We start from the raw sequence: 25,917 nt of genomic DNA on the forward strand, positions 1-25,917 counted from the left end.
CTTACAGCGTCGTGTACTGGTAACGGGGCTGGTAGTGCGTGTGCAGGAGCTCGTGAGCCTTGTGGGAGTTGGGCTCGCCCAGGAACTCCTGGTACAGCACCTTTATCACCGGGTTCTCGTGGGACTTGCGCAGGGGCATCTCCCGGTCCACCCGGTAGACGGCCTCGATACGCTTCTGGCGGATTTCGTCGGTGGTGGGGATGGGCTGGCCGCCGCCGCCGATGCAGCCGCCCGGGCAGGCCATGATCTCGATGAAGTGGTATCGCCCGGGATCTGCCCTCACCGCCTCCAGCACCTTGCGGGCGTTGCCCAGCGTGTGGGCCACCGCTACCTGCACCTCGGCCCCATCCAGGTTGACGGTCGCTTCCTTGATACCTTCCATCCCGCGCACCGACTCGAAGTCCAGGGCGGGAGGCATCTTTCCGGTGACCACCTCGTAGGCGGTGCGCAGGGCCGCCTCCATCACGCCGCCGGTGGCACCGAAGATGGCGGCCGCACCCGTGGACACCCCCAGGGGATCGTCGTAGGGCTCCTCGGGCAGGGCGTCGAAGACCACCCCCGCCTCCCTGACCATGCGACCCAGCTCCCGGCTGGTGAGCACGGCGTCGATGTCCGGGTAACCCGAGTCGGTCATCTCCGGTCGCCGGGCCTCGAACTTCTTGGCCGTGCAGGGCATGATGGAGACCACGAAGATGTCCGCCGGGTCGATGCCCACCTTGCGGGCATAGTAGGTCTTGGCCAGCGCCCCGAACATCTGCTGGGGCGACTTGCAGGTGGACAGGTTGGGCAGCAGGTCGGGGAAGAAAGTCTCGATGAACTTGATCCACCCCGGGCTGCAGGAGGTGATCATGGGCAGCACGCCGTCCTCCTGCAGGCGGTGGACCAGCTCGTACCCTTCCTCGATGATGGTGAGGTCGGCAGTGAAGTCAGTATCGAAGACGCGGTCGAAGCCCAGGCGGCGCAGGGCGGCCACCATCCTGCCGGTAACCACGCTGCCCGGGGGCATGGCGAACATCTCGCCGACGGTGACCCGCGTGGCGGGAGCGGTCTGGACCACCACGTGCTTTCCGGGGTCGGCCAGAGCCGCCCACACCAGTTCCGTGTCGTCACGCTCGTGCAGGGCCCCGGTGGGGCACACCAGGGTGCACTGGCCGCAGTTCACGCACACCGAATCGGCCAGGGGCAGCTCGAAGGGCGGGGCAATGGACGTCTCGAACCCGCGTTCTTGCGGCCCGATGGCCTTCACCGACTGCACCTTCTCGCACACGGCCACGCAGCGGCGGCAGAGGATGCACTTTGCGTTCTCCCGCACGACGGAGGGGCTGGACTCGTCGGGCTCGCCCCCGTGCTTTTCTCCTTCGAAGCGCACCTGCCGGATGCCCAGTGACTCCGCCAGGGCCTGCAACTCGCAGGTCCCGTTGCGGATGCAGGTGGTGCACTCGGTGGGGTGGTCGGAGAGGAGCAGCTCTACCGTGGTGCGGCGGGACGCCCGCACCGCCCGGGAGTTGGTCCACACCTCCATGCCGTCGGCCACGGGGAGGACGCAGGAAGCCTGCAGGGCCTTCGCTCCCTTGACCTCCACCACGCACACACGGCAGGCCCCGATGGCGTTGAGGTTCTCCAGGTAGCAGAGGGTGGGGATGTTGATCCCGGCCAGGCGCGCCGCCTGGAGCACGGTCATCCCCCGTTCGGCTTCCACCTTGCGCCCGTCTATGGTCAGGGTTACCTTACCCATGCCGGCCTCCCCCCTACTTCACGTCGCAGCGCAGGCAGCGGGCCGCTTCGGCCATGGCCACCTCGTAGGTGTAACCGAGCTCCACTTCCCGGAAGGAATCGCGCCTCTTCTCGGGTGGGAGCACGGTCACCTTGCGCCGCGGCGTCTCCTTCTCGAGCAGCTCACCGGACAGCTTCCGCTCCACCGGCCCCTCGGGCACCACCACACCGTCGCCGCCCAGGAGACGGTCGATGGCGGTGGCCGCCCGCTTCCCCGCGGCCACCGCCTCGATCACGCTGGCGGGACCCAGGGTGCAGTCGCCGCCGGCGAAGACACCTTCCAGGTTGGTGGCCATGGTGCGGGGATCCACCACGAACACACCACCACGGCCCCGGGCCAGGGCCCCGTCCCCGGTGGCAAGCTCCGACTCCACCGCCTGGCCGATGGCAGAGATCACCACGTCGGCGGGCAGGATGAACTCCGAGCCCGGCTGCGGCGCCGGCCGCCGCCGGCCACTGGTATCGAAGTCGCCCAGGGCCTGCTTCTGGCAGGCCAGGCCGGTCACCCGGCCGTCCCTGCCCACCACCCAGGCGGGGGCGGCCAGGTAAGTGAACCTGACCCCCTCGTGCTCGGCCCCGGCGACCTCGTCGGGGATGGCGGGCATGTCTTCCCGGCGGCGCCGGTACACGATGTGCACCTCTTTGGCCCCCAGGCGCAGGGCGGTACGGGCGGCGCCGATGGCCACGTTGCCACCGCCCACCACCGCCACCGTCTTGCCGGTGAAGTCGGGGGCACGGCCCAGGTTGACCTCGCGCAGGAATTCCACTCCCGCGTACACGCCGGGCAGGTCCTCGCCCTTTACGCCCAGGGGCTGGCTGCCGTGGGCACCTATGGCCAGGAAGATGGCCCGGTACCCCTGGCGCTTCAGGTCCTCCACGGTGACGTCCCTGCCGACCCGCACCCCGGTCCTGATCTCCACGCCCAGGTCGGTGATGGACCTGATCTCGGCCTCCAGCACGTGGCGCGGCAGCCAGTACTCGGGGATGCCAACGGCCAGCATCCCGCCCGCCACGGGCAGGGCCTCGAACACCGTCACCCGGTAGCCCTTGAGGGCCAGGTAGTGAGCGCAGGTGAGGCCGGCGGGACCGGAACCCACCACCGCCACCTGGATGCTGTTGGGGGGAGCCGGGGGAAAGTTGGGCAGGCGCCCCTCGTGCTCCAGCACCCAGTCGGTGGCCGCCCGCTTGAGCAGCCGGATGGCCATGGGTTCCTCGATCTGGGCACGCCGGCAGCGGGCCTCGCAGGGGTGATCGCACACCCGCCCGCACACCGCCGCCACCGGGTTGTCGCGCTTGATGGTGAAGTAGGCCTCGCGGAAGCGCCCGTTGCGGATGTGGTCGATGTAGGTGGGGATGTCGATCCCCGCCGGGCAGGTGTTCTGGCAGGGCGAGGTGAACAGGGACGCACACACCGAGGCCGGGCACTTCTTGTCCCGGATGTGGGCCTCGTACTCGTCCCGGAAGTACCTGATGGTGGAGAGCACCGGGTTGGGGGCGGTCTGCCCCAGGCCGCACAGGGCGGCGTTCTTTATCTGCTCGCCCAGCTCGATGAGCAGCTCGACGTCACCCTCCTGGCCTTTGCCCCGGGTGATGCGCTCCAGGATCTCCAGCATGCGCTTGGTGCCCACCCGGCACGGCGTGCACTTGCCGCAGGACTCATCCTGGACGAACTCCAGGAAGAACTTGGCGAAGTCCACCATGCAGGTGTCTTCGTCGGTGACGATGAGGCCGCCGGATCCCATGATAGTCCCCAGGGCGGCCAGGGACTCGTAATCCACGGGCGCGTTCAGGTGCTCGGCCGGGATGCACCCGCCCGAGGGGCCACCCGTCTGCGCCGCCTTGAACTTCTTCCCCTTGGGGATACCACCGCCGATGTCGAAGATGATCTCCCCCAGGGGCGTCCCCATGGGCACCTCCACCAGACCGGTGTTGTTGATCTTGCCGGCCAGGGCGAAGACCTTGGTGCCCTTGGAGCGCGCCGTCCCCAGGCGGGCAAACCACTCCGGACCGTTGAGGATGATGGGGGGCACGTTGGCCCAGGTCTCCACGTTGTTGATGACGGTGGGCTTGCCCCACAGCCCCTCGTTGGCGGGGAAGGGCGGCCGCGGACGGGGCTCGCCCCGCCGGCCCTCGATGGAGGCGAGCAGGGCGGTCTCCTCACCGCACACGAAGGCACCGGCACCCACGCGGATCTCCACGTCAAAGGAGAAGCCGGTGCCGAAGATGTTCTCCCCCAGCAGCCCGTACTCCCGGGCCTGGGCGATGGCCTTCCCCAGCCGCTCCACGGCCAGGGGGTACTCGGCCCGCACGTAGACGTAGCCCTGGTTGGCCCCTATGGTGTAGCCGCAGATGGCCATGCCCTCCAGGACCGTGTGGGGGTCACCCTCCAGGATGCTGCGGTCCATGAAGGCCCCCGGATCCCCCTCGTCGGCGTTGCACACCACGTACTTGGGCGTGCCCGCCGCCTTCATGGCGAACTCCCACTTCAGCCCGGTGGGGAAGCCGGCGCCGCCCCGGCCCCGCAGGCCGGAGCGCTTCACGTAATCGATGACCTCGTCCGGCTTCATGGCCGAGAGCACCCTGCCCAGGGCGGCGTACCCGTCGCGGCCGATGTATTCCTCCACCCGCTCGGGGTCGATGGCCCCACAGTTCCGCAGGGCGATGCGCACCTGGCGCTGAAAGAAGGGGATCTGCTCCCGCTCCGCCACCTGTACCCCCGTGTCCGGTAGACGGTATACCAGGCGCTCCACCACCCGGCCCTTGAGCAGGTGTGCTTCTGCGATGGCGCGGGCGTCGGGCGGGGTGAGCTTGCGGTAGAAGACCCCCTCGGGGTACACCACGATCATGGGGCCCAGGTCACAGGGTCCCATGCACCCCGTCTCCACCACCCGCACTTCGTTCTCCAGCCCGTGCTCCTTTATGGCGGCCAGCAGCTCGTCCTCCACGGTCTTGCAGCCGGAGGAGATGCAGCCGGCCCCGGCACATACGAGCACGTGGGCACGGTAAAGCTGCATGGCGATTCCTCCCTCCGGCTACCTGGCCGCCAGCACCCATTCGCCGATGATCTGGCCGTTCACCACGTGCTGGGCCACGATCTGGCGCATCTTCTCCGGCGTCACGTAGGAGTAGGTGACCTTGGGCTGGCCGGGCCGGGCCACCTCCACCAGGGGCTCGTACTCGCACAGCCCCGCGCAACCGGTCTGGGTGACGGTCACGTCGGTGAGGCCCCGCTTGGCCAGCTCGTCCAGGAGGGTGGCCATCACGTCCCGGGCCCCGGCGGCGATGCCGCAGGTGCCCATACCCACGGTGATGCGCACCGCCCGGGCGCCCTCCCGCACCTTCATGCGTTCCCGCACTTCGTCCCGCAGTCGGGCCAGATCTTCCAGCGATTTCACGTCAGGTGCACCTCCTTGCAACCTCCGACAACCTCGCCCCCCCGGGCGAGGGACAAGTTCCCTGCGGCCGCTCGCGCCGCCACCGGGGATAGAAGCCCATTCTCGGGGGAGGGTGAAAGTGCGTTTCTGGGGGAACTCAGAGCCCTTTCCCCTTCGGCTATGTGGCGGTTCACCCAGGCCAGCACGCCAGGATCATCACGGGCGCTCACTCCCAGGAATCGCTTCAGCTCCTCGGTGGAGAAACGGAAAACCCACCCATCCCGCCGGTGCTCGTACTCCACATCCACGCCCGGCTCGGCCACCGCTACCTCCAGGGTGGCCGCCATGTCTCCCAGGGGAGCCCGGTCGATGTGGCCCCGCCGGAATGTGGCCACCACCCGCGTCCCCTCCCCGGGCGCCGACTCGATGCGCAGCTCGCCCCCCGCCTGCTCCGCTGCCGCCTGCAGCAGGGCCAGCCCCATCCCCACCCGGCGCGTGGTCCGGGTGGTGAAGAAGGGATCGCAGGCGGTGCGCGCCTGGTTCGGGGTCATCCCCCGCCCATCGTCCCGCACCTCGATCTCCATGCGGTCGGAAGCACTGTCTTCCCGCACCGCGATGTACACCGTGCGGGCTCCTGCCTCCACGGCGTTGCGGAACAGGTCCAGGATGTGGAGGGCCAGCTCCTGCACCGTCATCCCCCTACTCGTACCTGCTCAGGATCGCGCCCAGCTTCTCGGGCTTCACCCGGGCGTGCACGTCCCTGTCGATCATTAGCGCCGGGCCCAGCCCGCAGGCCCCCAGGCAGCGGATGACCTCCAGGGTGAAGCGGCCGTCGTCGGTGGTGTCGCCGGGCTTGAGTCCATAGTCCTTCCTGAGACGCTCTATAAGCTGGGCCGCCCCCCGCACGTAACAGGCCGTCCCCTTGCACAGGTTGATGGTGTGACGGCCGCGGGGCTTCAGGGTGAACAGGGCGTAGAAAGTCACCACCCCGTACACGTCGGTGAGGGATACCCCCAGGGTATCCGCCACTTCCTTGAGCACGTCGCGGGGCAGGTAACCCAGCTTCTCCTGGAGCCGCGACAGCACCTGGATGAGGCCGCCGGGCTGCCCGCGGTAACTCTCGATGATCTGGCTCGCTTCCTCCCTCAGCGTCGGGCTGAGGACCGCCACCTGTGCCATGCTCTCCCTCCTCTCAAGCTGCAACCGTTGCCACCCTGCCTGCAGCAGCCCCCTCCTCCCTACCTGGGGCAGATGGCCACCCTGCGTCCTGCCATTCCCCGAAATGCCAGCCCCAGTTCCGCCACCGTGGGCTCCTTCAGGTGAAACAGGCTGGGGTGCAGGCCGATTTCCTCCAGCCGGTGCGCGTCCGAGGCCGAGTAGAGGCGAATGTCCCCCAGTTGAGGGAAACGCGTCCGCACGGCCTCCACCGCCTCCCGCCCGGAGATCTCCGCCGCCAGCAGGTCCAGGCCGGGCGGAAAGAATCCCAGGGTGTACACCAGGCCGTACGCCTGCCGGTCCACGTGGGCGGGAATCACCACCCCGCCCAGGGCGGTGACGCGCTGTACCACCTGTTCGACCCCCAGGTCGCAGGCCGTGAGGAGCAGGCACTCCTCCCTCCCCACCTGCCGGTCACAGGCATCGAAGAGCAGTTGCCTCCCGAAGGTCTGCTCGGGATTGGGGCGGGCGGGCAGGTGGGCGTACACCTCTTCCCCCCACCTCTCCACCTGCTCGGCGGTGTCGAAGAGACACACCAGGTGGACGTCTTCCCGCGTCTGCACTTCCATGCCCGGTATGACCGCCAGATCCGCCATCCTCCCCACTTCCACCACGGCCCGCGCCTGCCGGCACGAGTTGTGGTCGGTCACGGCAATGAGGTCGAGTCCCGCCACCTGCGCCGCCGCCACCACCCGCCAGGGGCTCATGTCGTCGTCGGCGCAGGGCGACAGGGCTGTGTGCACGTGCAGGTCCGCCCGCCACCGCCGCAGCCGGTTCATGGCTCATCCCGCCCCGCCCAGGAGCCTCCAGAGTTCGCCCGCCACCCGGAAGGTGGGGTAGGGCGACCTCATGATCACCACTCCCTCGCTGTCGGCCCGTTGCAGGGTGTCGGCCTCGGGCTTCTTCCCCGCGGTGATGACGACCCCGGCCAGGCCGGCCAGAGCGGCCACCGCCACCACGTTCTGGTGGGTCTGGATGGTGAGCCACACCTGCCCGGACACGGCATTGGCCATCACATCCGACAGGAGGTCGCCCGCGTATCCGCCCGTCACCTCCCGCTCCAGGTGGGCGGACCCCGTCAACACCTCCAGGCCCAGCTTCTCAGTCACGTCTCTCAGGATCACCGCTGCCACCTCCTCCGGGCGCCCTCTCCCGGGAGAGGGCGGGCGGAACGATGCGGGTCAGCTGCACCATACGTTCCGCCAGTTCCTCCAGGTGCTCGCGCAACTGGAAAATGCAGTCGGTCTCGAAGGCCTTCTCGCGCACGATATCTTCAGCCAGGGCCCGGCAGGTGGGAGACCCGCAGGCCCCGCAGTCCAGACCCGGCAGCCGGGCCAGCGTCTTTTCCAGCCGATCCATCTTGCGGATGGCGCGGGTAACGTCCTCGTCCAGACGCAGCACCGGGCGCGGGGCGATGGGCCTGACCATGTCGAAGAAACCCTGCCGGAATCGACGCCTCACCTCGGCCTCGCCCGCTCCCGGCGCGCGCCCGCCATACTCCTCCACCAGGCGGCGCATGCGCACCCGGCTGATGAACGGGTTCTGCACCGCCAGCGGGCCCCCGATACATCCCCCCACGCAGGCCTGAGCCTCGATGAAGTCCACGTCCGCGAGGGTACCCCGCTCCACCTCCTCCAGCACCGTGACCACGTTGTGGATGCCGTCCACCGCCAGCACGGTGCCCGTGCCCACGGCCCGGCCTTCCCCGCCGGCCGACCCCCAGCCGATGCCCATCCCCGATGAGCGGTGCAGTTCCGCGCTCAGGTCCACGTCCGGGAGCCGCCGCAGCACCTCTGCGTACATGGCGCTCATGGAGAGCACCCCGTCCACGCTGCTCACCGGACTCCCCTCGGGCTGCTTGGCCGCGGTCACCTTGGCGGCACACGGGGCGACGAAGAAGGCGCCGATCTCCCGGGGAGTCACTCCCCACTCGCGCGCCTTCTCCTCTTTAGCCAGGCGGGCGGCGATCTCCATGGGGGTTTCCACCGGGATGATGTGGCCAAGCAGGCTGGGGAACCGCACCTGCATGAGCCGGATGACCGCCGGGCAGGCCGACGAGATCAGGGGACGGGCAGTCCTCGGCATCCCCCGCTCCAGATAAGCCCGGATGGCGAGCGTGACAGCCTCTGCCGCCACCGCCACCTCGAATACACCGTCGAACCCCGCCTTCAGCAGGGCGGCCAGCACCCCCCCGGGCGGAACGTCCGGGCGAAACTGGCCGTAAAAGGCAGGCGCGGGGAGCGCCACCCGGTAGCGGAAATCCTGTAGGCGCTCCAGGCCGTCCGTGACCACGTACTTGGCATGGTTGGGGCAGACCCGCACGCACTCCCCGCAATCGATGCAACGCTCTTGCATGATCTGGGCCTTGCCCTCGCGCACCCGGATGGCCTCTACCGGACAGCGCTTGATGCAGTTGGTGCACCCCTTGCACTTGTCCAGGTCCAGCCGCACCGAGTGGAAGTACCCGCCCTCTTCCCGGGTCACGGCTTCCCCACCTCGATTACCAGGCGAACGCGGGTGCCCTTCCCCACCTCGCTGGACACCTCCATGGAATCAGAGCACCGCCGCATGTTCGCGAACCCCATACCTGCTCCGAACCCCATCTCCCGGATGTAGGCGGGCGCGGTGGAGTATCCCTCCCGCATCGCCAGTTCCAGGTCCCGGATGCCGGGGCCCTCGTCCTCTGCTTCCACCACCACCCGCTCCGGGGAGATGCGGGCGCGCACCACGCCCCGGGTGGCATGGATGACGATGTTGGTTTCCACCTCGAAGGCGCACACGGCCGCCCGCCGCACCACCGAAGCCCCCATCCCCACCTGCTGCAGGGCCCGCTTGACACCCCCCGACGCCTCTCCCACCGCCGCGAAGTCCAGGCCCCCGACCTCGAACTCCAGGACCAGCTCCTCGGCCATGGCCCTCACCGGGGCTCCCCGGCCCGGCATCCCCGCAGTCCCGCCTCGTACAGGAGGCCGCAACTATCGAACATCAGGTAGCCGGTGAGGAGCAGGGGCATCTCCCTCTCCCGGGCCAGATCCACTACGCCGTCCCCCGGTCTCTTCCCGCGCACGAACACCACACCGCAGAACTCCATGAGTTCCGCGGCCCGCACCACCTGGGGATGGGTCAACCCCGTAAGCAGCAGCGTCCCCGGGGTGGCAAAGAAGAGGGAGTCGGAAATGAGGTCGCAGCCGAACCCGGCCACGACCTCCCGGTCAAGCAGGTCCTCGCCCCAGAGCACCTCGGCCTTCAGGATCCGCTGCACGTCTCGCAGGTACACGGTTGTACATCCCGCCACCACACGCTTGACCTCGACCCTTAAGGCAGGGTTGTGATGCGTTTCACATACCCGCGCCCATTCTAACAACAATTTATGGCCCACCCATTGCGCAATCCTTGCAAACGCCTAATACACCGGACCTCCGAATTCGCAGCAAGCAGAAAAGAGCAATAACTTTCGGTGATCTTGTTACCGTGATCACTTGTGCCATTCCGGGCGGGCCGCTCCGCTCAGCCGGCTGGCGGAATGCAAACCGGACGCAGCCAGCAGATGCGTTGGAGGCGGACGGGATCTGCCCGGTCAGCAGATGCGCAGGAGGGGTGCTGCCGGCCAGGAGGTACAGCGGAGGCAGATGGGTACCCCCCGGTCAGCAGATGCGCGGGAACTGGGCTCCCGCCGGCAGATCCAGGCGACGGGTGCCCCCGAGAGCGGTGACGAGGTACGCCTGGCCCCGGCCGGAGCGTGCCTCGCCCACCAGGGCTGCCCCCGCGCCCAGCGGATGGGCACGGCAAATCTCCAGCACCCGGTCGGCCTGATCCCGGTCCACCACGGCCAGGAACTTCCCCTCGTTGGCCAGGTACAGGGGGTCCAGCCCCAGCAGGTCGCAGAGCGCGCCTGCCTCTTCGGTCAGGGGGATACCGTCCTCCAGCAGGTAGAAATCCAGCCCGCAGGCGACAGCCATCTCACACGCCACCGTGGCCAGCCCTCCCCGGGTGGGATCACGCATGAAGCGCAGTGCCCCCGGACACTGCGTCATGATATCGCCCACCAGCCCGTTGAGGGGAGCGCAATCACTCCGGATGGTGCTCTCGATCTCCAGATCCCCCCGGGCGAGCACCACCGCCAGCGCGTGTTCTCCCACCGGCCCGCTCACCAGCAGCCGGTCCCCCGCCCGCACCGTCTCCGGACCCATGCGGAGCGCCGGAGGAACAACCCCCAGGCCGGCGGTGTTGATGAAAACCCCGTCTACGCTCCCCCGCTCCACCACCTTGGTGTCGCCGGCTACCACCCGCACTCCCGCTTCGGCTGCCGCCGAGCACATGGAGGCCACCACCCGCTCCAGGACCTCCAGGTCGAGGCCTTCTTCCAGCAAGAACCCCGCCGAGAGGTACAGGGGGCGGGCGCCCACCATGGAGAGGTCATTGACGGTGCCGCACACCGCCAGCCTGCCGATGTCCCCTCCCGGGAAAAAGAGGGGCCTCACCACGAAGGAGTCGGTGGTGAACGCCAACCGGCACCCCTCCAGCTCCAGGACGGCGGCATCCTCCAGGCGGGCGAGCACCGGGTTGCCCAACTGCGGCAGAAAGACCTCCGAGATGAGCCGGTGGGTGAGGAGTCCCCCGTCACCGTGGGCCAGCAGCACCTGCCCCTTGGGGGCCGTCATCCCCATCGCCCCTTTCGTAGCGGTAGTAGGCAGCGCACGCACCTTCGGACGAAACCATGCACGGTCCCTGGGGGGCAGCGGGGGTGCAAACCCGGGCGAAGAGGGGGCAACGGGGAGGAAGGAGCAGCCCCCGCAGCACGTCCCCGCAGCGGCACCCGGTGCGCATTGCCCCCGCCGGCTGCGCCCAGACGCCGTAACGCCGGCAGGCGTCCAGGTCCTCCCATCCGTCCCGCAGGCCCAGGCCACTTCCGGGGATCGGCCCCAGTCCCCGCCAGGCGGCATCGGCGGGCGCAAAGCAGGACCACATGGCCCGCTGCGCCAGGGTATTTCCCTCCTCACGCACGGCCCGCGGGTAGGCATTCACCACCTCTGCCTCTCCCCGCACCAGCATGTGGGTGATACGGTCGATCGCCATCAGAATATCGACGGGCTCAAAGCCGGCGATGACCGCCGGCAGCCGGTACTCCTCCGCCAGGAAGGCCAGGGCGCGCCGCCCGATCACGGTGGAAACGTGGCCGGGCAGGAGAAAACCCTGCACTCCCACTTCCTGATCGAGCAGGGCGCGCAGGGCGGGGGGGATAAGCTTGTGAGCAGGGTAAATCGAGAAGTTGGCGAGGGGCAACTCGCGGGCCTGGGCGACCGCCAGGGCCACCCCGGGCGCGGTGGTCTCGAAGCCCACGGCCAGGAAGACCACCTGCTCATCGGGGTGGGACGCTGCGTACGAAACGGCATCCATCGGAGAGTACGCCAGCCGCACCCGCCCGCCCCGTGCCCGCACCGCCTCCAGGCTGGTGGAGCTCCCCGGCACCCTCATCATGTCCCCGAACGTCAAGACGGTGAGGCCGCTCTCGGCCAGCGCCACCATGGCGTCCACGTCCTCCGGGGAGGTAACGCATACCGGGCAGCCGGGACCGCTCACCAGGGTGACGGCGTCCCGCAGCGCAGCGCGGATGCCACTACGGGAGATGGCCACCGTGTGGGTGCCGCATACCTCCATGAGGGACACATGCCCGCCCAGTTCCCGTGCCACCCGGACCCGGACCCTGGCCACCAGCGCGCGGGCGATGCCGGGGTCGCGGAACCTTTCCCACAGGGGCCGGTCAGCTTCCATGGGGGGTGCTCAACTCCTCCAGAAAGGCCAGGCTCTCCCGGGCTTCCTCCTCGTCCAGCAGGGCGATGGCCACCCCGGCGTGGACCAGGACCCAGTCCCCGGGCCGCGCCTCCGGCACGAAATGAAGGGCTGCGCGCAGCCGCGTCCCGCTGCTCTCCACTTCTCCCCAGTCACCGTCCCGCGTCAGCACCCGCACCGGCACCGCCAGGCACAACTCCCTCACCCCCCGCCAGCTTCCAGACCGCCACTGCCGCCTGCCCCAGGGCTATGCCCCCGTCATTGGCGGGCACCTGCCCGGGGACGAGACGGCGCAGGCCCCTTTGTTCCAGCCCCGCCACGACCAGAGATAGCAAGAGCGCGTTCTGAAACGTGCCTCCCGAAAGTGCCACCGTGCCCAGGCCCTGCTCGCGGGCCACCAGCCCGGCCACCTTCACCATCATGGCGGCCACGGCCAGGTGAAAGCGCAGGGCCAACCTCCGCCTGGTGGCGGCGTCGTGACCGCCTGCCGCCGCTTCCCGGGCCAGGGCGGTCACCAGCGGACCCGGGTCCACCACCCACACATCACCCGCCCGCTCCCAGCCCCATAACTGCTCCCCTTCCCCCATCCGGTCGGGCAGGCCGGCGAGGGAGCGTCCCGGCAGGGCCCGCCAGGCTTCTTCCTCGAGCTCGATGGCGGCCTGCCCCTCGTAGGTATTGCGGTGGCAGATCCCCAGCAGGGCGGACACGGCGTCAAACAGGCGCCCCGCGCTGGAGCACATCAGGCCCGGACGGGCACAGAGGTGCCAGGTAGCCACCACCTCCCGCTCCCGACCGGGGAACAGGAGCCGGGCCAGGCCAAGGCCCTCTTCGCCCAGGGCGTGCCCGAGATAGCTCACCGCCATGCGCAGGGGATTGCGGATGGCCCCCTCCCCGCCCGGCAGCGGCACATACGCCAGGTGAGCCGCCCTGTAGAAACCCGCCAGCGACCCCACCAGCACCTCCAAGCCCCACACGTGTCCGTCCGTACCGTACCCCACCCCGTCGGCCACCAGACCCACCACGGAATCGGTCACTCCGGCCTCGGCCAGCACGGAAGCCAGGTGGGCGTGGTGGTGCTGGACAGCGACCTGCCGTTCGGGAAGAAACTGGGCCGCCAGGCCGGTGAGAGAAAAGCTCGGGTGCATGTCGCGGGCCAGCACCACCGGTTCGACCCCCAGCAGCGAAGCCATCTGGGCCAGGGCCTCCCGCAGGTTGTCGATCCCCTCCACCGTATCCATCTCGCCCAGGTGCTGGCTCAGATAGGCCCGGTCGCCCCGGGTGAGACACACCACGTTCTTCATCTCCGCTCCCAGGGCAGCCACCACCGGCAGCCCGGCCGCCGATGCCCCGGGCGGCAGGGGAAGGGTGATGGCCTCCGGCACATAGCCCCGCGAACGCCTCAGCAACTGCACTGATCCCCGGCCGCCGTCTCCTGGGATCCGGGAGGCGTCCTGGGGCGCAGCCGGTCCCGCGGAGCGGGCCGGCGCGGGGACCACGGGAGCGGCGGCAGGCGCCGTGCCGGCATGTGGCGACGGCTCGAGGACCGGCATCACCCTCACCAGCGAGTCGTCGCAGCGGCGGAAGATGGGGCGATCGTGCACCAGGAAGTAATCGGCGAGGTCCCCCAACTGGGAAAACGCCTCATCCTCGTCCCGGGCGATGGGCAGGCCGGTTCTGTTACCGCTGGTCATCACCAGGGGGGGCGCCCCTTCCAGGAGGATGAAGTGCAGGGGGGTATAGGGAAGCATGGCCCCCACCGTATCCAGCCCCGGGGCGACCGCGGGCGCCAGTGTGGGTTGCTCTTCGTCCTCCCCGCGCCGGATCAGGATGACTATGGGAGCGCGGGCGGAAGTGAGCAGGGCTTCCTCCGCCCCGGATACCAGGCAGTGGGCGCGCACCGTCTCCAGGTCGGGGAACATGACGGCGAAGGGCCGGGCCGGCCTGCGTTTGCGCTCTCGCAGCCGCGCCACCGCTTCCGTGGAGGTGGCGTCACAGGCCAGGTGGTATCCTCCCATGCCCTTGACGGCCACGATGCATCCTTCCCGCAGCAACCGCTGGGCCACCTCATCCCAGGAGCCGGGAACCTCCCGGCCGGCAGCATCCACCACCCGGGCCCGGGGCCCGCACCGGGGGCACGCGGTGGGCTGGGCGTGGAAACGCCGGTCCCCGGGATCCTCGTATTCCCGGCGGCAGTCTTCGCACATTGCGAAGGAGGCCAGGGTGGTGCGGGAACGATCGTAGGGGAGACCGGTCACCACCGTGAAGCGGGGCCCGCACAGGGTACAGTTGGTGAAGGGGTACCGGTAGTGGCGGTCGCCGGGGTCGGAGATCTCCCTCCGGCAATCGCCACAGGTGGCCAGGTCCGGCGGGATCATCACCTGCGCGACCCTGCTCCCCTGGCTGGCCACGATGCGAAAGCCTTCTTCGGGGACAGGGGCAGGATCCGCCAGCACCTGGACGTCCACTTCGTCCACCCGGGCCAGCAGAGGGGGGTGGGAACGGAGGTCGCCCACGAACTCCTCCAGGACACCCGTTGGGCCTTCCGCCTCGATCACCACTCCCGCACCCGCGTTGGCCACCCAGCCCCGCAGGCCGCGCGCCGTCGCCGCCCGCCATACAAAGGGCCGGAACCCCACCCCCTGGACCGTCCCCCGGACGGTGACACGCCAGCGCTGGCGGTCAGGCCCCCCCTCCCCGCCGGCCACTGCGGGCTCAGTCTCCCCCCGGTTCGCCTTCGTCCCCAGGTTCCTCGCCCTCTTTGTCCTCTGGTTCTTCTTCTACGCCGCCACGGTAGAGGTCAGCCTCGTAGCGAAGGCAACACATCAGGCGCCCGCACAGGCCGGAAATCTTGCCCGGGTTCAGAGAGAGGTTCTGGACCTTGGCCATGCGGATGGACACGGGCTGGAACTCGGAAAGCCACACCGCGCAGCACACCTCCCGCCCGCACGGTCCCAGGCCGCCCACCATTTTGGCCTCATCCCTGACGCCCACCTGCCGCAGCTCGATGCGGGTACGGAAGGAACTGGCCAGGTCGCGCACCAGCTCCCGGAAATCCACCCGCGTCTCCGAGGCGAAGTAGAAGACCAGCCGGGAGCGATCGAGCGTGTACTCGGCGTCCAGCACGTGCATGGGCAGCCCACGGGCACCCACCTTCTCCCTGCAGATGCGCAGGCTTCCGCTGGCCAGGGCCTGGTTCTCCTCCGCCTGCCCCAGGTCAGCCTCCGTGGCCACCCTCAGCACGGGCTTCAGGGGCTGCGCGAGCTGGTCGTCGGGAACCTCCCGAACCGGGCAAACCACCTCCCCGATTTCCAGCCCGCGGGCGGTCTCCACCACCACCCGGTCGCCGGGCTCGAGCTCGATCCCGGCCGGGTCAAAGTGATAGGGCTTTCCCACCCGTCGAAAACGAACAGCCACCACTTTCGCCAAATTGTTCACCAACCGCAGTTCCTTTCATTGATCCCGTTCCGCATTATAAACCCGGGTGACAAGAGGGACAAGTTGCACCGATGACAGTGGCACCGCCGAGAGTTCCTGCCAGTTCCAGAAGCAGGCATTCCCAAACCAGACGGGAATTGCCGTGCGCCTCCAGCCTGGCCGCCGCCCGGTCCACCGCCTCCCAGGCGCGCAACCAGGGGCCGATGGCGACTTCCTCTCCCTGGCTCGCCATGCCCACCGCCCGCTCCCGCATGAGTCCGGTCAGTTCCGCGGCAAGTTTCTCCCCGCGCTCGGCCAGACGTTTGGCCAGGATAAGGAGGTGCGAGCCCCTGCCCGCCCCCGCCGCCTGCAGGACCTCCCGGGCAAGGGAGGGTCCTGCCTCCCCGGTCCTGGCGCCTTGCCCGCTGCCGCTGCCATTCTCGGTCCCGCCGCCTTCCCCAGGCCCGGCACCTTCTCCGAGCGGGGCCTCTGCCCCGAGTGTGGCGCCTTCCCCGGGCGAGGCGTCTGCCCCCGGCCAGGCGAGCAGCTGACAGCGGGAAAGGAGGGTGGCGGGGAGGTCGGCAACGCGATCGGCCAGCAGCAAGAAGAGCGTACCCGGGGGCGGCTCTTCCAGCAGCTTCAGGAGGGCGTTGGCCGAAGGCAGGCTGAGCAGATGCACATCTCCCAGAATGTGCACGCGACGGTCCCCCAGGGTGGGCCGGTGGAAAGCCTCCCCGATGAGGGCCCGCACCTGTTCGATGCGCCAGGTCCCGCGCTCCGCCTCCCACCGGCGCAGGTCGGGGTGGGTGCCCTGGCGCAGGGCCCTACAGGAGGGGCAGGCGCCGCAGGCCTGAGCGGGATCCGGACGGTCGCTCCCCCGGGCCAGGCACAGGCAGGCCCCGGCTACCTCGCGGGCCGCCTCTTCGCTGCGGGCACGGGGGCCGCAGAGAAGGTAGCAGTGCGCCAGACGTCCTCCCCGCAGAGCAGCCCCAAGTTGCTCCCGTGGCGTCATATCTTCTCGTACCGGTCCACGTTCAGCACGAAAACGGTAGCGCCGCCCACCACCACTTCCACCGGATACGCCACATACGAGTCGGCAGGCCCGCTCATGGGGGTGAGGGGAGTCACCAGTTGCTCCCGGGGCCTGCACGTTTCCCTGATGGTGGCCAGCACCTCGTCGGTCTCCCCGTCTTCCACCCCGATGAGGACGGTGGTGTTCCCCTCGCGCAGAAAGCCCCCCGTGCTGGCCAGCTTGGTCGCCCGGTACCCCCTTTTCACCAGGGCCTCCAAAAGTCTCACCGAATCCTTATCCTGGATCACGGCCACGATCAGCTTCACGCCCTCACCTCGCTCCGCGGCTCATGCAGAATGCCTGCCCTGTACAGGGATTCTTCTACCAAAGACCACACAATCCTCTCCACTTCCGGCACGGATAAGGTGGCATCCACCACCCGCACCCTTTGGGGATGGGCCCTGGCCACCTCGAGAAAGCCTTTCCGCACCCGCCGCTGGTACTCTTCGTCCCGGCCCTCGATGCGATCCCGGGCACCGCTCAGGCGCTGCTTCCTGGCCAGGGCGGGGTCGATGTCCAGGAGGATGGTGAGGTCGGGCTCCAGCCCCGCGGTGGCCAGTCGGTTCGCCTCCCGCACCTGCCGGCCGGGAATACCCAGCCCCGCGGCCTGATAGGCCAGGCTGGAATCGAGGTACCTCTCCATCACCACCACCTTCCCTTCTCGCAACGAGGGGAGCACCACCTCATACACCGCCTGGGCCCGGGAGGCAGCGTACAGCAGTACCTCAGCCTGAGGGCATATCGTCTGCCCCGGATCCAGCACCAGCCGCCTGATGGCGCGCCCCAGGGACGTTCCCCCCGGTTCGCCCAGGGCCACCACCCCCAGCCCCCGCGCCCTGAGCCTGGGCAGGAGGAGGCGGAGCTGGGTCGACTTACCGCCCCCGTCCGGTCCCTCCAGCGTAATGAAGTATCCCACCGCTGCCAACCTCCCTACCGCTGTGGCCTGACCCTATGCAGGGCCAGACGACCGCCGGCCCTACGTTTCCCGTACCACCCGCACCAGGTTCCGCTCCCCCTCCCCCTGGGGGCCCGCCGGCGGCCCGGTGCCGCCCACCGCTTCCAACCCCGCCTCCCGGCATCGCCGCAGGAACGCTACCGCCTCCCCAGTCCACCTCTCCCCCGGTGCCACCAGGGGCACCCCGGGCGGCGACAGGTAGATCATCTCACCGGCCACCCGGCCGGGCGCCTGCTGGAGAGGGACCTCCTCCTGGTCGGCCCACCATGCCGGGGCGGGGTCCAGGACCGCCTCCAGCCGGGGATAGGGCCCGACGCGCGACCCGGCGGCGCGCGCCGGGAGCGACCCGAGGGCGGCACCCATCGGCAGGGAGCCCACCAGCAGGCCCAGCGCGTCGGCCAGATCCCGGGCATCGCGCTCCACCCGCATTCCCAGGAGGATGAGTACCCTGTCTGGTTCGGCCCACTCCACTTCCATACCTGCTGCGCGCAGGGCGGCGGCAACCTCTCGCCCGTCCCGCCCCATGGCGGAGGCATCCACCACCAGGCGGAAGGGGTCCCGCACCCAGCCCGGAGGCAGCATCCGGGGCAGAAGCGGCACACCCCGACCCGCCAAGCTCTCGCGCAGTCGCCGGGCCTGCTCCACCTGCCCGGGCGCTCCCGCCAGCCACCGGGCCAGGTGCCACCGGGCCACGTCAAGGGAGACCATGAGCAGGTAGGAGGGGCTCGAGCTCTGCACCACGCGCAGGCACGCCCTCAGCCTGCGCCGGTCAACCAGGGGCCCCTGCACGTGCAGCCAGGCACCCTGGGTGAGGGCGGGGAGAGTCTTGTGGGCGCTCTGCACCACCACGTCGGCCCCCGCCTGCAGGGCGGACGGCAGTCCCGGCGGCCCCCAGCGGGCCCCATGGGCCTCGTCCACCACCAGCACGGTACCTGCCCGCCGACAGGCACCGGCGACTTCATCAAGGGGAACGGCGATGCCGTAGTAGTTGGGCCTGGTCAGGAGCAACACCCCGGGACGCCATTCCTCCACCGCGGCAGCCGCTTCTTCCGGCAAGGGACCCAGGGGCAGGGACTCCTGCGTCCATTCCTCGGGAAGATAGCGCACCCGGCACCCGGAAAGGATGGCGGCCGCAAACGCCGCCCGGTGGCTGTGGCGCGCCATGAGAAGCTTGCGACCCGGCCCGCCGGCGGCCAGCACGGCCGCCAGGATCCCGGCCGTGGTTCCTCCCACCAGGAAAAAGGATTCATCGGCGCCGTAAAGCTCGGCCAGGCTGCGCTGGGCGCGGGCGATGAGCCCCGCCGGGTTGTGGAGGTCGTCCAGACCTTCCAGCTCGGTGGCATCGAGACGGAAAAGGCGCTCGGGCAGGAGGGCCGCCACCTCCGGCGCCACCTCCCTCCCCTGGCGGTGCCCCGGCGTATGGAACGAGCAGAGGCCCGCCTGCTCCCAGGCAAGCAAGGCCTCCAAAAGGGGCATGCGCTCCTGATCCGGAAGATCCCCGCTATGGCCCAGGCCCGCCGCAGACCCAGGGGCAACCCGGTCTTCCCGCTCCGTGAGTTACACCCCACATACCAGGCTTTCCAGATCGCGGGGGTAATAGGTCAACACTTCGATGCCGCGGTCAGTGACCAGCACCGTGTCCGAGTGCCGGAAGCCGCCCAGCCCGGGGACGTATATGCCCGGTTCCACGCTGAACACCATGCCGGGTGCGATCACGGTGTCGTCGCCCACGTCGAAAAAAGGAGCCTCGTGGCCCAGGATACCCAGGGCGTGCCCGGTGTGGTGTCGCCAGCGATCTTCCAGGTCGTTGTCGGCGAAGAAGGAGCCGACGGCCTCATCCACGTCGGCACACCGGGCTCCCGGTCTGATGGCCTCCATGGCGACCTGCTGGGCGCCCAGCATGAGCTCGAACATGCGTCGCGCCCGCGCCTCGGGCTCCCCCACGAACATGGTGCGCTCCAGCTCACTGTGGTAGCCACCCACGTTCGCCCCCGCTCCCGTAACCAGCACATCGCCCCTGCGCAGTATCACACCCGTGGTCAGGGCATGCGGGAGAGCTGACGCCTCTCCTACCTGCCCCCGGAAGCCGGCCCCCGCCCCGGGCTCCCCCATCCCCCAGGAGACCCCGTGGGGCCCCAGCGCCTTCAACATGGCGTCCGTGGCGCGCGCGGAGGCTTCCCATGAGATTTCCGCCTCGCTCCTGCCCGGCGCCACCAATTGCTGGAGGAAAGCATGGGCCAGGTTGCCCCAGCGCACGCTTTCCCTGATGAGTGATATCTCTGCGGGGGACTTCACCATCCGCATGCAGGCCCCCACCTCGGCAACCACCTTGACTTCTCCGGCTGCCACTTCGCTCAGGCGCGGACCCCGGTATCCCATACTCGAGGCATACCCATCGGCGTCGGCCAGCAGGCACCCGCCGGAGAGTTGCAGGTCGCCCAGGATGTCCCGCAGAAACTCCATGGGGTGACGCCGGCCCGGGTACTCGGGGTAAGATCTCACCTCGTCGGCGCAGGAGTCCCTGGCGGCGTGCTCCTCCTCCAGACGCGGCACCAGGAGGACTGATCGCGGCTCAGGAGTAACCACCAGCACCACAGGCCGCTCCGTGGGCAGGAAGGAGAAGCCCGAGAAATAGAAAACCTCGACGGCCCCGAACAGGCATACTCCCCGGCACCCCGCCCGGGCTGCCTCCTCGAGCAGTCGCTCCCTTCTCCTGACGACCTCTTCCCGGTTGATGCGCAACACACCCCATCCCCCCGCTCACCCCGGCCTCACCCGGGCAGAACTCCTCCCTTCTATTTGGCGTCCGCCGGCCAGCTTCCTCCCGGCCCACCGGCTGCCAGCGTCCCCAGCCCCGCTTTCCCGCCCGCGGGCAGCATTCCCACCAGCATTCCTCCCCGCTCGGCGGGCAGCATCCCTGGAAAGGAGTGGCGAGCATGAGAGTGGCGTGCATCCAGCTGGAAGCCTGCGACCTGGAGAGGGCGGAAGAAGGTTTGTCCCATGCCCTGTCCATGGTGGAGAAGGCCCTCGCCATCCGGCCCGACGTGATAGTCCTGCCCGAGTGCACCTATCCCGCCTACTTCCTGCCGGGATACGACCCGGCCCGTCTCCGTCCTCCTGAAGAAGTGCTGGACATGTTCGCCGGGATGGCCAGGCGGGGCCAGTGCTACCTGGCGGTGGGGGTGGTGGAGCCGGGGCCGGGGGGCAGGCTGCTCAACTCCGCCGTGCTGCTCTCCCCAACCGGCCGGGTGGTAGCCCGCGGCCACAAGCACTTGCTCTGGCATTTCGACCGCCGCTGGTTCACCCCCGGTTCCGCCCCCGCGCTGGCATCAACCCCCTGGGGCAAGATGGGAATGTTTGTGTGTGCCGATGGCAGGCTCCCCGAGATACCACGCCTGCTGGCCCTGGCAGGCGCCCGGCTGCAGCTGGACCTGACCGCGTGGGTCTCGTCCGGGCGCGACCCCGACCGCCTCACCAACCCCCAGGCCGAGTACATGCTCAGGGTGCGGGCCCTGGAGAACCGCTGCTACATGGCAGCCGCCAACAAGGTGGGAATGGAAGCGGGCCGCGTGGTGTATTGCGGGCGAAGCCAGGTGGTTTCCCCGGACGGACACGTGCTCGCCCTGGCGGGGTCCGCTTCCGCCCAGGTGATCCACGCCGACATCGAGCTGCCCGGGGTGACTGACCCCCTCTGGCCGGACTTCGATCCCCTGCGGGACCGCCAACCGTCTGCCTATGCCGTGCTGGCCTCCCCCGCCCTGCCCGCCCCGCCTGCCCCGCCCCCTCACCCGCCCGCAGTGGTACGGCTGGCCGCCCTGCAGCTTTCCCGCCCCGACCTGCTGCCCTCTTTCCTGTACGGCCTTGCCTGCGAGGAGGCCCTCGGCGCGGTAACCAGCCCCCTGCCGGCAGACTCCGGGGTCGACTCGGGCCTGGCGGCGGCGCGTCCCGTGCCTCCCGTGCGCATCACGGCCTGGTGGCGGGAAGGAGAGCCGGTGGCCCGGCTGGAAACTCCCGACCTCACGGTAGCTGTGGAGCACTCCCTGGCTCCCGGAAGTCGGGTGTACGATACCCCTGCCGGGCGCGTGGGCGTAATGCTCGACCGGGAGGGACTGCTGCCCGAGGTGCCCCGCGTGCTCGCCCTGGCGGGAGCCGACTGGATCGCCTGGCCCTGCTCTCTCCCCGCCGACATGGTGGAACCGGTGGCCCGCACCCGGGCGGCGGAAAACAAAGTGTTCGTGGTGGCCGCCAACGCTCCCGTCCCCGTCCGCCCGGGAGGCGGCAGCCCGGTGGACTGTGGCGCCAGCCTCGTGGAGGGCGGCGCCAGCCTGGTGGTGGATCCCGACGGCCGCATCCTGGCCCAGGCCTTTGCGGGTCGCGAGCAAAGCATAGCGGGCCAGGCTCACCTCTGCCTGGCCCGCGCCAAGACGATCGTACCGGGCACGGACGCTCTCGCTGATCGGCGCCCGGAAGTTTACACCGCCCTGACCGACGCTACCCGGTCACCTCGAGAAGGTTGACGACGCCACCCACTCCCTCCACCGTCCGCACCACCCGCTCCGCCCTGCGCCTGGCATCCTCGGACGGCACGGTTCCGTGAAGATACACCCGACGCTTGAGCGTGCCGACCCGAATCTCCTTCGCAAAAGCCGCCGTTTGATCATGCACCCGCAGCTGCACGATGACCCGGCTGGAGACGGTGCTGTCACCCAGGTCCCTGTCCAGCCCCTCCGGTAGCTCTGCCATGCCCCCTCCTCCTCCCTGGCAGCCGTTTGCCATTCGAGCATTATAACAGCAGGGGACCAGGCAGGCAAAGCTTCGCAACCCGAAAGAACGCGCTCGCTGGGCCGTGCCACCCCGTTTCCGCCAGCCGGGCGGGTCCGGACACCACCGGGCGGCTCCGCACACCACCGCGCGGCTTCAGACACCGCCGGGCTCAGGGCGGGGACAGGCGTCCCGTCCTGGCAACCTGCCCAAGGAAGAGGGCGCTGGGGCGTACGGTGCGCTCCTGGGTCTCGAAGTCCACGCCGATGAGCCCGAAGTGGGCCCGGTAGCCCTCTGCCCATTCGAAGTTGTCGTGGCTGGACCAGTAGAAGTATCCCGCCACCGCGATGCCCTCTGCGAGAGCCCTGTGCATGATCTCTAAGTGCCCCCGGATGAAGCGTACTCGCTGGGTATCATCATCCGTGCAGATGCCGTTCTCCGTGATGATGATAGGCTTTTTCCCGTATCGCGAGAGCCAGCGCAAGATTTCCAGCAGCCCCTCCGGGTACACCTCCCATCCCAGCTGATTGAGCTCCGCCCCGGGGGGCGGCGGTTGGGCTGCCGCTGCCGCCAAATTCAGCGAGAACCTGACCAGTCCTCGGCTGTAATAGTTGAGCCCAAGGAAGTCCTGGGTGCCAGCTAAACCGGCGACAACGCGACTCCCCGGGGACAACCACCCCCAGGCGGGCCACCCGGCCTGGCCGGTCTCTATACCTTCCACGAACAATCGGTTGAACACGCGATCGAGGAACCCGGCCAGCTTGCTGTCGAGCCACGGCCCGCGCCGCACCGGGTGAAACGGGCGGAGGTGGTGGGCCACTCCCACCCGTGCCGCCGGACAATGCTCCTTGATAACGCGGTAGGCGCGGGCGTGGGCCATGAGCATGTGACGCACCACGGTCACCGTCTCGCCCAGGCTGCGGTGCCCCGGTGGCCAGATGCCGGCCAGGTAGCCCATGGTGGCGAACACCAGGGGCTCGTTCACCGTCAGCCACCAGGTAACCCGATCACCCAACGCCGCCACCACTGCTTCCGTGTATCGGGCGAACCAGTCCGCCACCTGCGGGTTAACCCACCCTCCCCTGCGGGCCGCCCAGAGCGGATTGGTGAAATGGTGCAGGGTGACGAAGGGCTCCATCCCCTGCTCGCGGCACGTATCCACCACCTGCCGATAGTGATCAAAGGCCTCCCGCGAAAACTGCCCCTCCTCCGGCTCGATACGGCTCCACTCCAGCGAAAAGCGATGGGCGTTGAACCCCAGTTCCCCGAGCTGGGCAAAGTCCTGCCGATACCGGTGAAACTGGTCGCACGCCATCCCGCTGCGGTGAGCGCCCCAGATGGCACCGGGCCGTTCCTCCCAGAGGGTCCAATCGTTGGTGTTGCCGCCCTCCACCTGATGAGAGGAAGTGGCCGTCCCCCACCAGAATTCGGCCGGAAAGGTCAAGCCGGTTTCCACCACGTCCCCCTCCCCTGCCCGTTCTCCCTACCGTGCTCCCTGGAGGGAACTGTTCGCCGCCACCGCCCCATCGCCTCCAACTGCCCGCTGCTATTGGTGTCCGGTCTGATACTCTATGTGTTCTGGCCGGGTACGGCTGGGCCTTGAACCTCCCGGGGTTGCCGGTAGAGGGGAATCATTCGCGAGGCCAAGAGCCCCCGCGGGGCACGCTCCCCGCGGGGGCTCTCCAACAGCTTCCCGGCACCGACCTACTCTCCCGGGCGGCCCCCCGCCAAGTACCATCGGCCCTGGAGGGCTTAACGACCGTGTTCGGGATGGGAACGGGTGTGACCCCTCCGGTATGGGCACCGGGAATCCCTGCACCCTCAAAACCACACAGCGGAACACCCAAACCGCCCCGGAAGGCTCAAGCCCTCGGTCTATTAGTACCGGTCAGCTCAAGGCATTCCTGCCCTTACACCCCCGGCCTATCTACCAGGTGGTCTGCCTGGGACCTTACCGGCTTTCACCGTGGGAGGCCTAATCTTGAGGAGGACTTCGCGCTTAGATGCTTTCAGCGCTTATCCCACCCGGACATGGCTACCCGGCTTCTGCCGCTGGCACGACAACCGGTACACCAGAGGTCCGTCTGCCCCGGTCCTCTCGTACTGGGGGCAGCGCCCCTCAAGCCTCCTGCGCCTGCGGCGGATAGGGACCGAACTGTCTCACGACGTTCTGAACCCAGCTCACGTACCGCTTTAATGGGCGAACAGCCCAACCCTTGGGACCTGCTCCAGCCCCAGGATGCGATGAGCCGACATCGAGGTGCCGAGCCTCCCCGTCGATGTGGACTCTTGGGGGAGACCAGCCTGTTATCCCCGGGGTAGCTTTTATCCGTTGAGCGACGGCCCTTCCACTCGGTACCGCCGGATCACTAAGCCCTGGTTTCCCACCTGCTCGACCAGTCGGTCTCACAGTCAAGCTCCCTTGTGCCTTTGCACTCCACGCGCGATTTCCAACCGCGCTGAGGGAACCTTTGGACGCCTCCGTTACCTTTTGGGAGGCGACCGCCCCAGTCAAACTGCCCACCTGACACTGTCCCCAGACCGGTTCACGGCCCCAGGTTAGAACTTCAATGCCCAAAGGGTGGTATTCCACCGCCGGCTCCACCCGCCCTGACGAGCAGGTCTCTCCGCCTCCCACCTATCCTCTACATCAGACACCAAAGTCCAATGTCAGACTGCAGTAAAGCTCCACGGGGTCTTTCTGTCCAGCCGCAGGTAACCTGCGTCTTCACAGGTCACTCAATTTCACCGGGCCCCTCGCCGAGACAGCGCCCAAGTCGTTGCGCCATTCGTGCGGGTCGGAACTTACCCGACAAGGAATTTCGCTACCTTAGGACCGTTATAGTTACGGCCGCCGTTCACTGGGGCTTCGGTTCGGAGCTTCGGGTCACCCCTAACCCCTCCCCTTAACCTTCCAGCACTGGGCAGGCGTCAGCCCCTATACCTCGGCTTGCGCCTTAGCAGAGACCTGTGTTTTTGTTAAACAGTCGCTTGGGCCGTTTCTCTGCAACCTCCCAGGCTCAGCACCGCTTGGATGCCTCACCCGTTCGGCACCCCTTCTCCCGAAGTTACGGGGTCATTTTGCCGAGTTCCTTAGCGAGGGTTGCCCCGCGCGCCTTGGGATCCTCTCCCCGCCTACCTGTGTCGGTTTCGGGTACGGGCACCCATGACCTGGCTAGAGGCTTTTTTCAGCAGTACGGGATCAGCCACTTCGGTACTCTAATTTCCCTCCCCATCACCCCTCAGGTTTCGCCCCCCCGGATTTCCCTGGAAGAGCACCCTACGGGCTTGGCCGCACTCTACCAACGGCGCGGTTGGCCTACCCCCCTGCGTCACCCCATCGCTCATAACGGTCAAAAGGTGGTGCCGGAATGTCAACCGGCTCCCCATCACCTACGCCCTTCGGCCTCAGCTTAGGCCCCGACTAACCCTGAGCGGACGAGCCTTCCTCAGGAACCCTCGGGCTTCCGGCGGGCTGGATTCCCACCAGCCTTTTCGCTACTCATACCGGCATTCTCACTTCTGCCCACTCCAGCTGTCCTCACGATCAGCCTTCCCAGCAG

General features: G+C 68.6%; 23 protein-coding genes and 2 rRNA genes (1 of these 25 only partly in view). 1 reads left to right on the top strand and 24 read right to left on the bottom strand.

Translation table 11 applies throughout. The features are described 5' to 3' along the window. Position 1 precedes the first annotated feature (1 nt). The 20 genes from QME70_05005 to QME70_05100 form a co-directional block, all read right to left on the bottom strand. Positions 2-1,735, bottom strand: coding sequence for an NADH-dependent [FeFe] hydrogenase, group A6 (locus QME70_05005; GenBank protein MDI6893961.1), 1,734 nt, complete (start codon positions 1,733-1,735; stop codon positions 2-4). Positions 1,736-1,748: 13 nt separating this feature from the next. Continuing rightward, positions 1,749-4,787, bottom strand: coding sequence for an NADH-quinone oxidoreductase subunit NuoF (gene nuoF / locus QME70_05010; GenBank protein MDI6893962.1), 3,039 nt, complete (start codon positions 4,785-4,787; stop codon positions 1,749-1,751). A gap of 18 nt (positions 4,788-4,805) precedes the next feature. Further along, positions 4,806-5,168: a (2Fe-2S) ferredoxin domain-containing protein gene (locus QME70_05015; protein ID MDI6893963.1), complete on the bottom strand. Its 363-nt coding sequence runs from the start codon at positions 5,166-5,168 to the stop codon at positions 4,806-4,808. Continuing rightward, a complete protein-coding gene (locus QME70_05020) occupies positions 5,165-5,842 on the bottom strand; it encodes an ATP-binding protein (protein MDI6893964.1) in 678 nt (225 codons plus the stop codon). Before QME70_05020 ends, QME70_05015 begins: the two co-directional genes overlap by 4 nt. Positions 5,843-5,846: 4 nt before the next feature. Next, positions 5,847-6,326: an NADH-quinone oxidoreductase subunit NuoE gene (gene nuoE, locus QME70_05025; protein MDI6893965.1), complete on the bottom strand. Its 480-nt coding sequence runs from the start codon at positions 6,324-6,326 to the stop codon at positions 5,847-5,849. Positions 6,327-6,385: 59 nt separating this feature from the next. Next, entirely contained in the window at positions 6,386-7,141 is a 756-nt protein-coding gene (locus tag QME70_05030; protein ID MDI6893966.1) for a PHP domain-containing protein, read from the bottom strand. A gap of 3 nt (positions 7,142-7,144) precedes the next feature. Then, positions 7,145-7,486: a DRTGG domain-containing protein gene (locus tag QME70_05035; GenBank protein MDI6893967.1), complete on the bottom strand. Its 342-nt coding sequence runs from the start codon at positions 7,484-7,486 to the stop codon at positions 7,145-7,147. Further along, positions 7,464-8,846 carry a [Fe-Fe] hydrogenase large subunit C-terminal domain-containing protein gene (locus QME70_05040; protein ID MDI6893968.1) on the bottom strand — a complete coding sequence of 461 codons (1,383 nt, stop codon included), beginning with the start codon at positions 8,844-8,846 and terminating at the stop codon, positions 7,464-7,466. The genes QME70_05035 and QME70_05040 overlap by 23 nt, the downstream gene beginning before the upstream one ends. Then, the gene (locus tag QME70_05045) at positions 8,843-9,274 is read right to left on the bottom strand and encodes an ATP-binding protein (protein ID MDI6893969.1); all 432 of its coding nucleotides are present in this window, start codon (positions 9,272-9,274) and stop codon (positions 8,843-8,845) included. The genes QME70_05040 and QME70_05045 overlap by 4 nt, the downstream gene beginning before the upstream one ends. A gap of 5 nt (positions 9,275-9,279) precedes the next feature. Next, positions 9,280-9,639 (bottom strand): transcriptional regulator, encoded by a 360-nt coding sequence (locus QME70_05050; protein ID MDI6893970.1) that lies wholly within the window; start codon positions 9,637-9,639, stop codon positions 9,280-9,282. A 367-nt stretch (positions 9,640-10,006) separates the two neighbouring features. Continuing rightward, complete coding sequence (hypE, locus tag QME70_05055; protein ID MDI6893971.1) at positions 10,007-11,023, bottom strand: hydrogenase expression/formation protein HypE; 1,017 nt, start codon at positions 11,021-11,023, stop codon at positions 10,007-10,009. After that, the gene (hypD, locus tag QME70_05060) at positions 10,983-12,134 is read right to left on the bottom strand and encodes a hydrogenase formation protein HypD (GenBank protein MDI6893972.1); all 1,152 of its coding nucleotides are present in this window, start codon (positions 12,132-12,134) and stop codon (positions 10,983-10,985) included. Before hypD ends, hypE begins: the two co-directional genes overlap by 41 nt. Continuing rightward, on the bottom strand, positions 12,124-12,348 hold the full coding sequence (locus QME70_05065) for a HypC/HybG/HupF family hydrogenase formation chaperone (GenBank protein MDI6893973.1): 225 nt from the start codon (positions 12,346-12,348) through the stop codon (positions 12,124-12,126). Before QME70_05065 ends, hypD begins: the two co-directional genes overlap by 11 nt. Beyond that, positions 12,305-14,857: a carbamoyltransferase HypF gene (locus QME70_05070; protein MDI6893974.1), complete on the bottom strand. Its 2,553-nt coding sequence runs from the start codon at positions 14,855-14,857 to the stop codon at positions 12,305-12,307. The genes QME70_05065 and QME70_05070 overlap by 44 nt, the downstream gene beginning before the upstream one ends. Positions 14,858-14,864: 7 nt before the next feature. Beyond that, the gene (locus QME70_05075; GenBank protein ID MDI6893975.1) at positions 14,865-15,587 is read right to left on the bottom strand and encodes a stage 0 sporulation family protein; all 723 of its coding nucleotides are present in this window, start codon (positions 15,585-15,587) and stop codon (positions 14,865-14,867) included. Between the two features lie 34 nt (positions 15,588-15,621). After that, positions 15,622-16,578, bottom strand: coding sequence for a hypothetical protein (locus tag QME70_05080; protein ID MDI6893976.1), 957 nt, complete (start codon positions 16,576-16,578; stop codon positions 15,622-15,624). Then, positions 16,575-16,904 carry a cyclic-di-AMP receptor gene (locus QME70_05085; GenBank protein MDI6893977.1) on the bottom strand — a complete coding sequence of 110 codons (330 nt, stop codon included), beginning with the start codon at positions 16,902-16,904 and terminating at the stop codon, positions 16,575-16,577. Before QME70_05085 ends, QME70_05080 begins: the two co-directional genes overlap by 4 nt. Further along, positions 16,901-17,554, bottom strand: coding sequence for a dTMP kinase (tmk, locus tag QME70_05090; protein MDI6893978.1), 654 nt, complete (start codon positions 17,552-17,554; stop codon positions 16,901-16,903). The genes QME70_05085 and tmk overlap by 4 nt, the downstream gene beginning before the upstream one ends. Positions 17,555-17,614: 60 nt before the next feature. After that, the gene (locus tag QME70_05095) at positions 17,615-19,069 is read right to left on the bottom strand and encodes an aminotransferase class V-fold PLP-dependent enzyme (protein MDI6893979.1); all 1,455 of its coding nucleotides are present in this window, start codon (positions 19,067-19,069) and stop codon (positions 17,615-17,617) included. Positions 19,070-19,150: 81 nt separating this feature from the next. Then, positions 19,151-20,338 (bottom strand): Xaa-Pro peptidase family protein, encoded by a 1,188-nt coding sequence (locus tag QME70_05100; GenBank protein MDI6893980.1) that lies wholly within the window; start codon positions 20,336-20,338, stop codon positions 19,151-19,153. Positions 20,339-20,529: 191 nt separating this feature from the next. Here QME70_05100 and QME70_05105 point away from each other — a divergent pair, with 191 nt between their 5' ends. Beyond that, positions 20,530-22,110, top strand: coding sequence for a nitrilase-related carbon-nitrogen hydrolase (locus tag QME70_05105; protein ID MDI6893981.1), 1,581 nt, complete (start codon positions 20,530-20,532; stop codon positions 22,108-22,110). Here QME70_05105 and QME70_05110 read toward each other — a convergent pair. The 4 genes from QME70_05110 to QME70_05125 form a co-directional block, all read right to left on the bottom strand. Continuing rightward, the gene (locus QME70_05110) at positions 22,085-22,336 is read right to left on the bottom strand and encodes a BON domain-containing protein (GenBank protein MDI6893982.1); all 252 of its coding nucleotides are present in this window, start codon (positions 22,334-22,336) and stop codon (positions 22,085-22,087) included. The genes QME70_05105 and QME70_05110 overlap by 26 nt on opposite strands. A gap of 190 nt (positions 22,337-22,526) precedes the next feature. Then, positions 22,527-23,810, bottom strand: a complete 1,284-nt coding sequence (locus QME70_05115; protein MDI6893983.1) for a family 1 glycosylhydrolase — start codon at positions 23,808-23,810, stop codon at positions 22,527-22,529. 235 nt (positions 23,811-24,045) lie between these two features. After that, a 5S ribosomal RNA gene (gene rrf, locus QME70_05120) occupies positions 24,046-24,162 on the bottom strand. Positions 24,163-24,212: 50 nt separating this feature from the next. Further along, positions 24,213-25,917, bottom strand: a 23S ribosomal RNA gene (locus QME70_05125); it runs 1,310 nt beyond the window's last position.

It is taken from the genome of Bacillota bacterium (assembly GCA_030019365.1).
Classification (GTDB): domain Bacteria; phylum Bacillota; class Sulfobacillia; order JACIYH01; family JACIYH01; genus JACIYH01.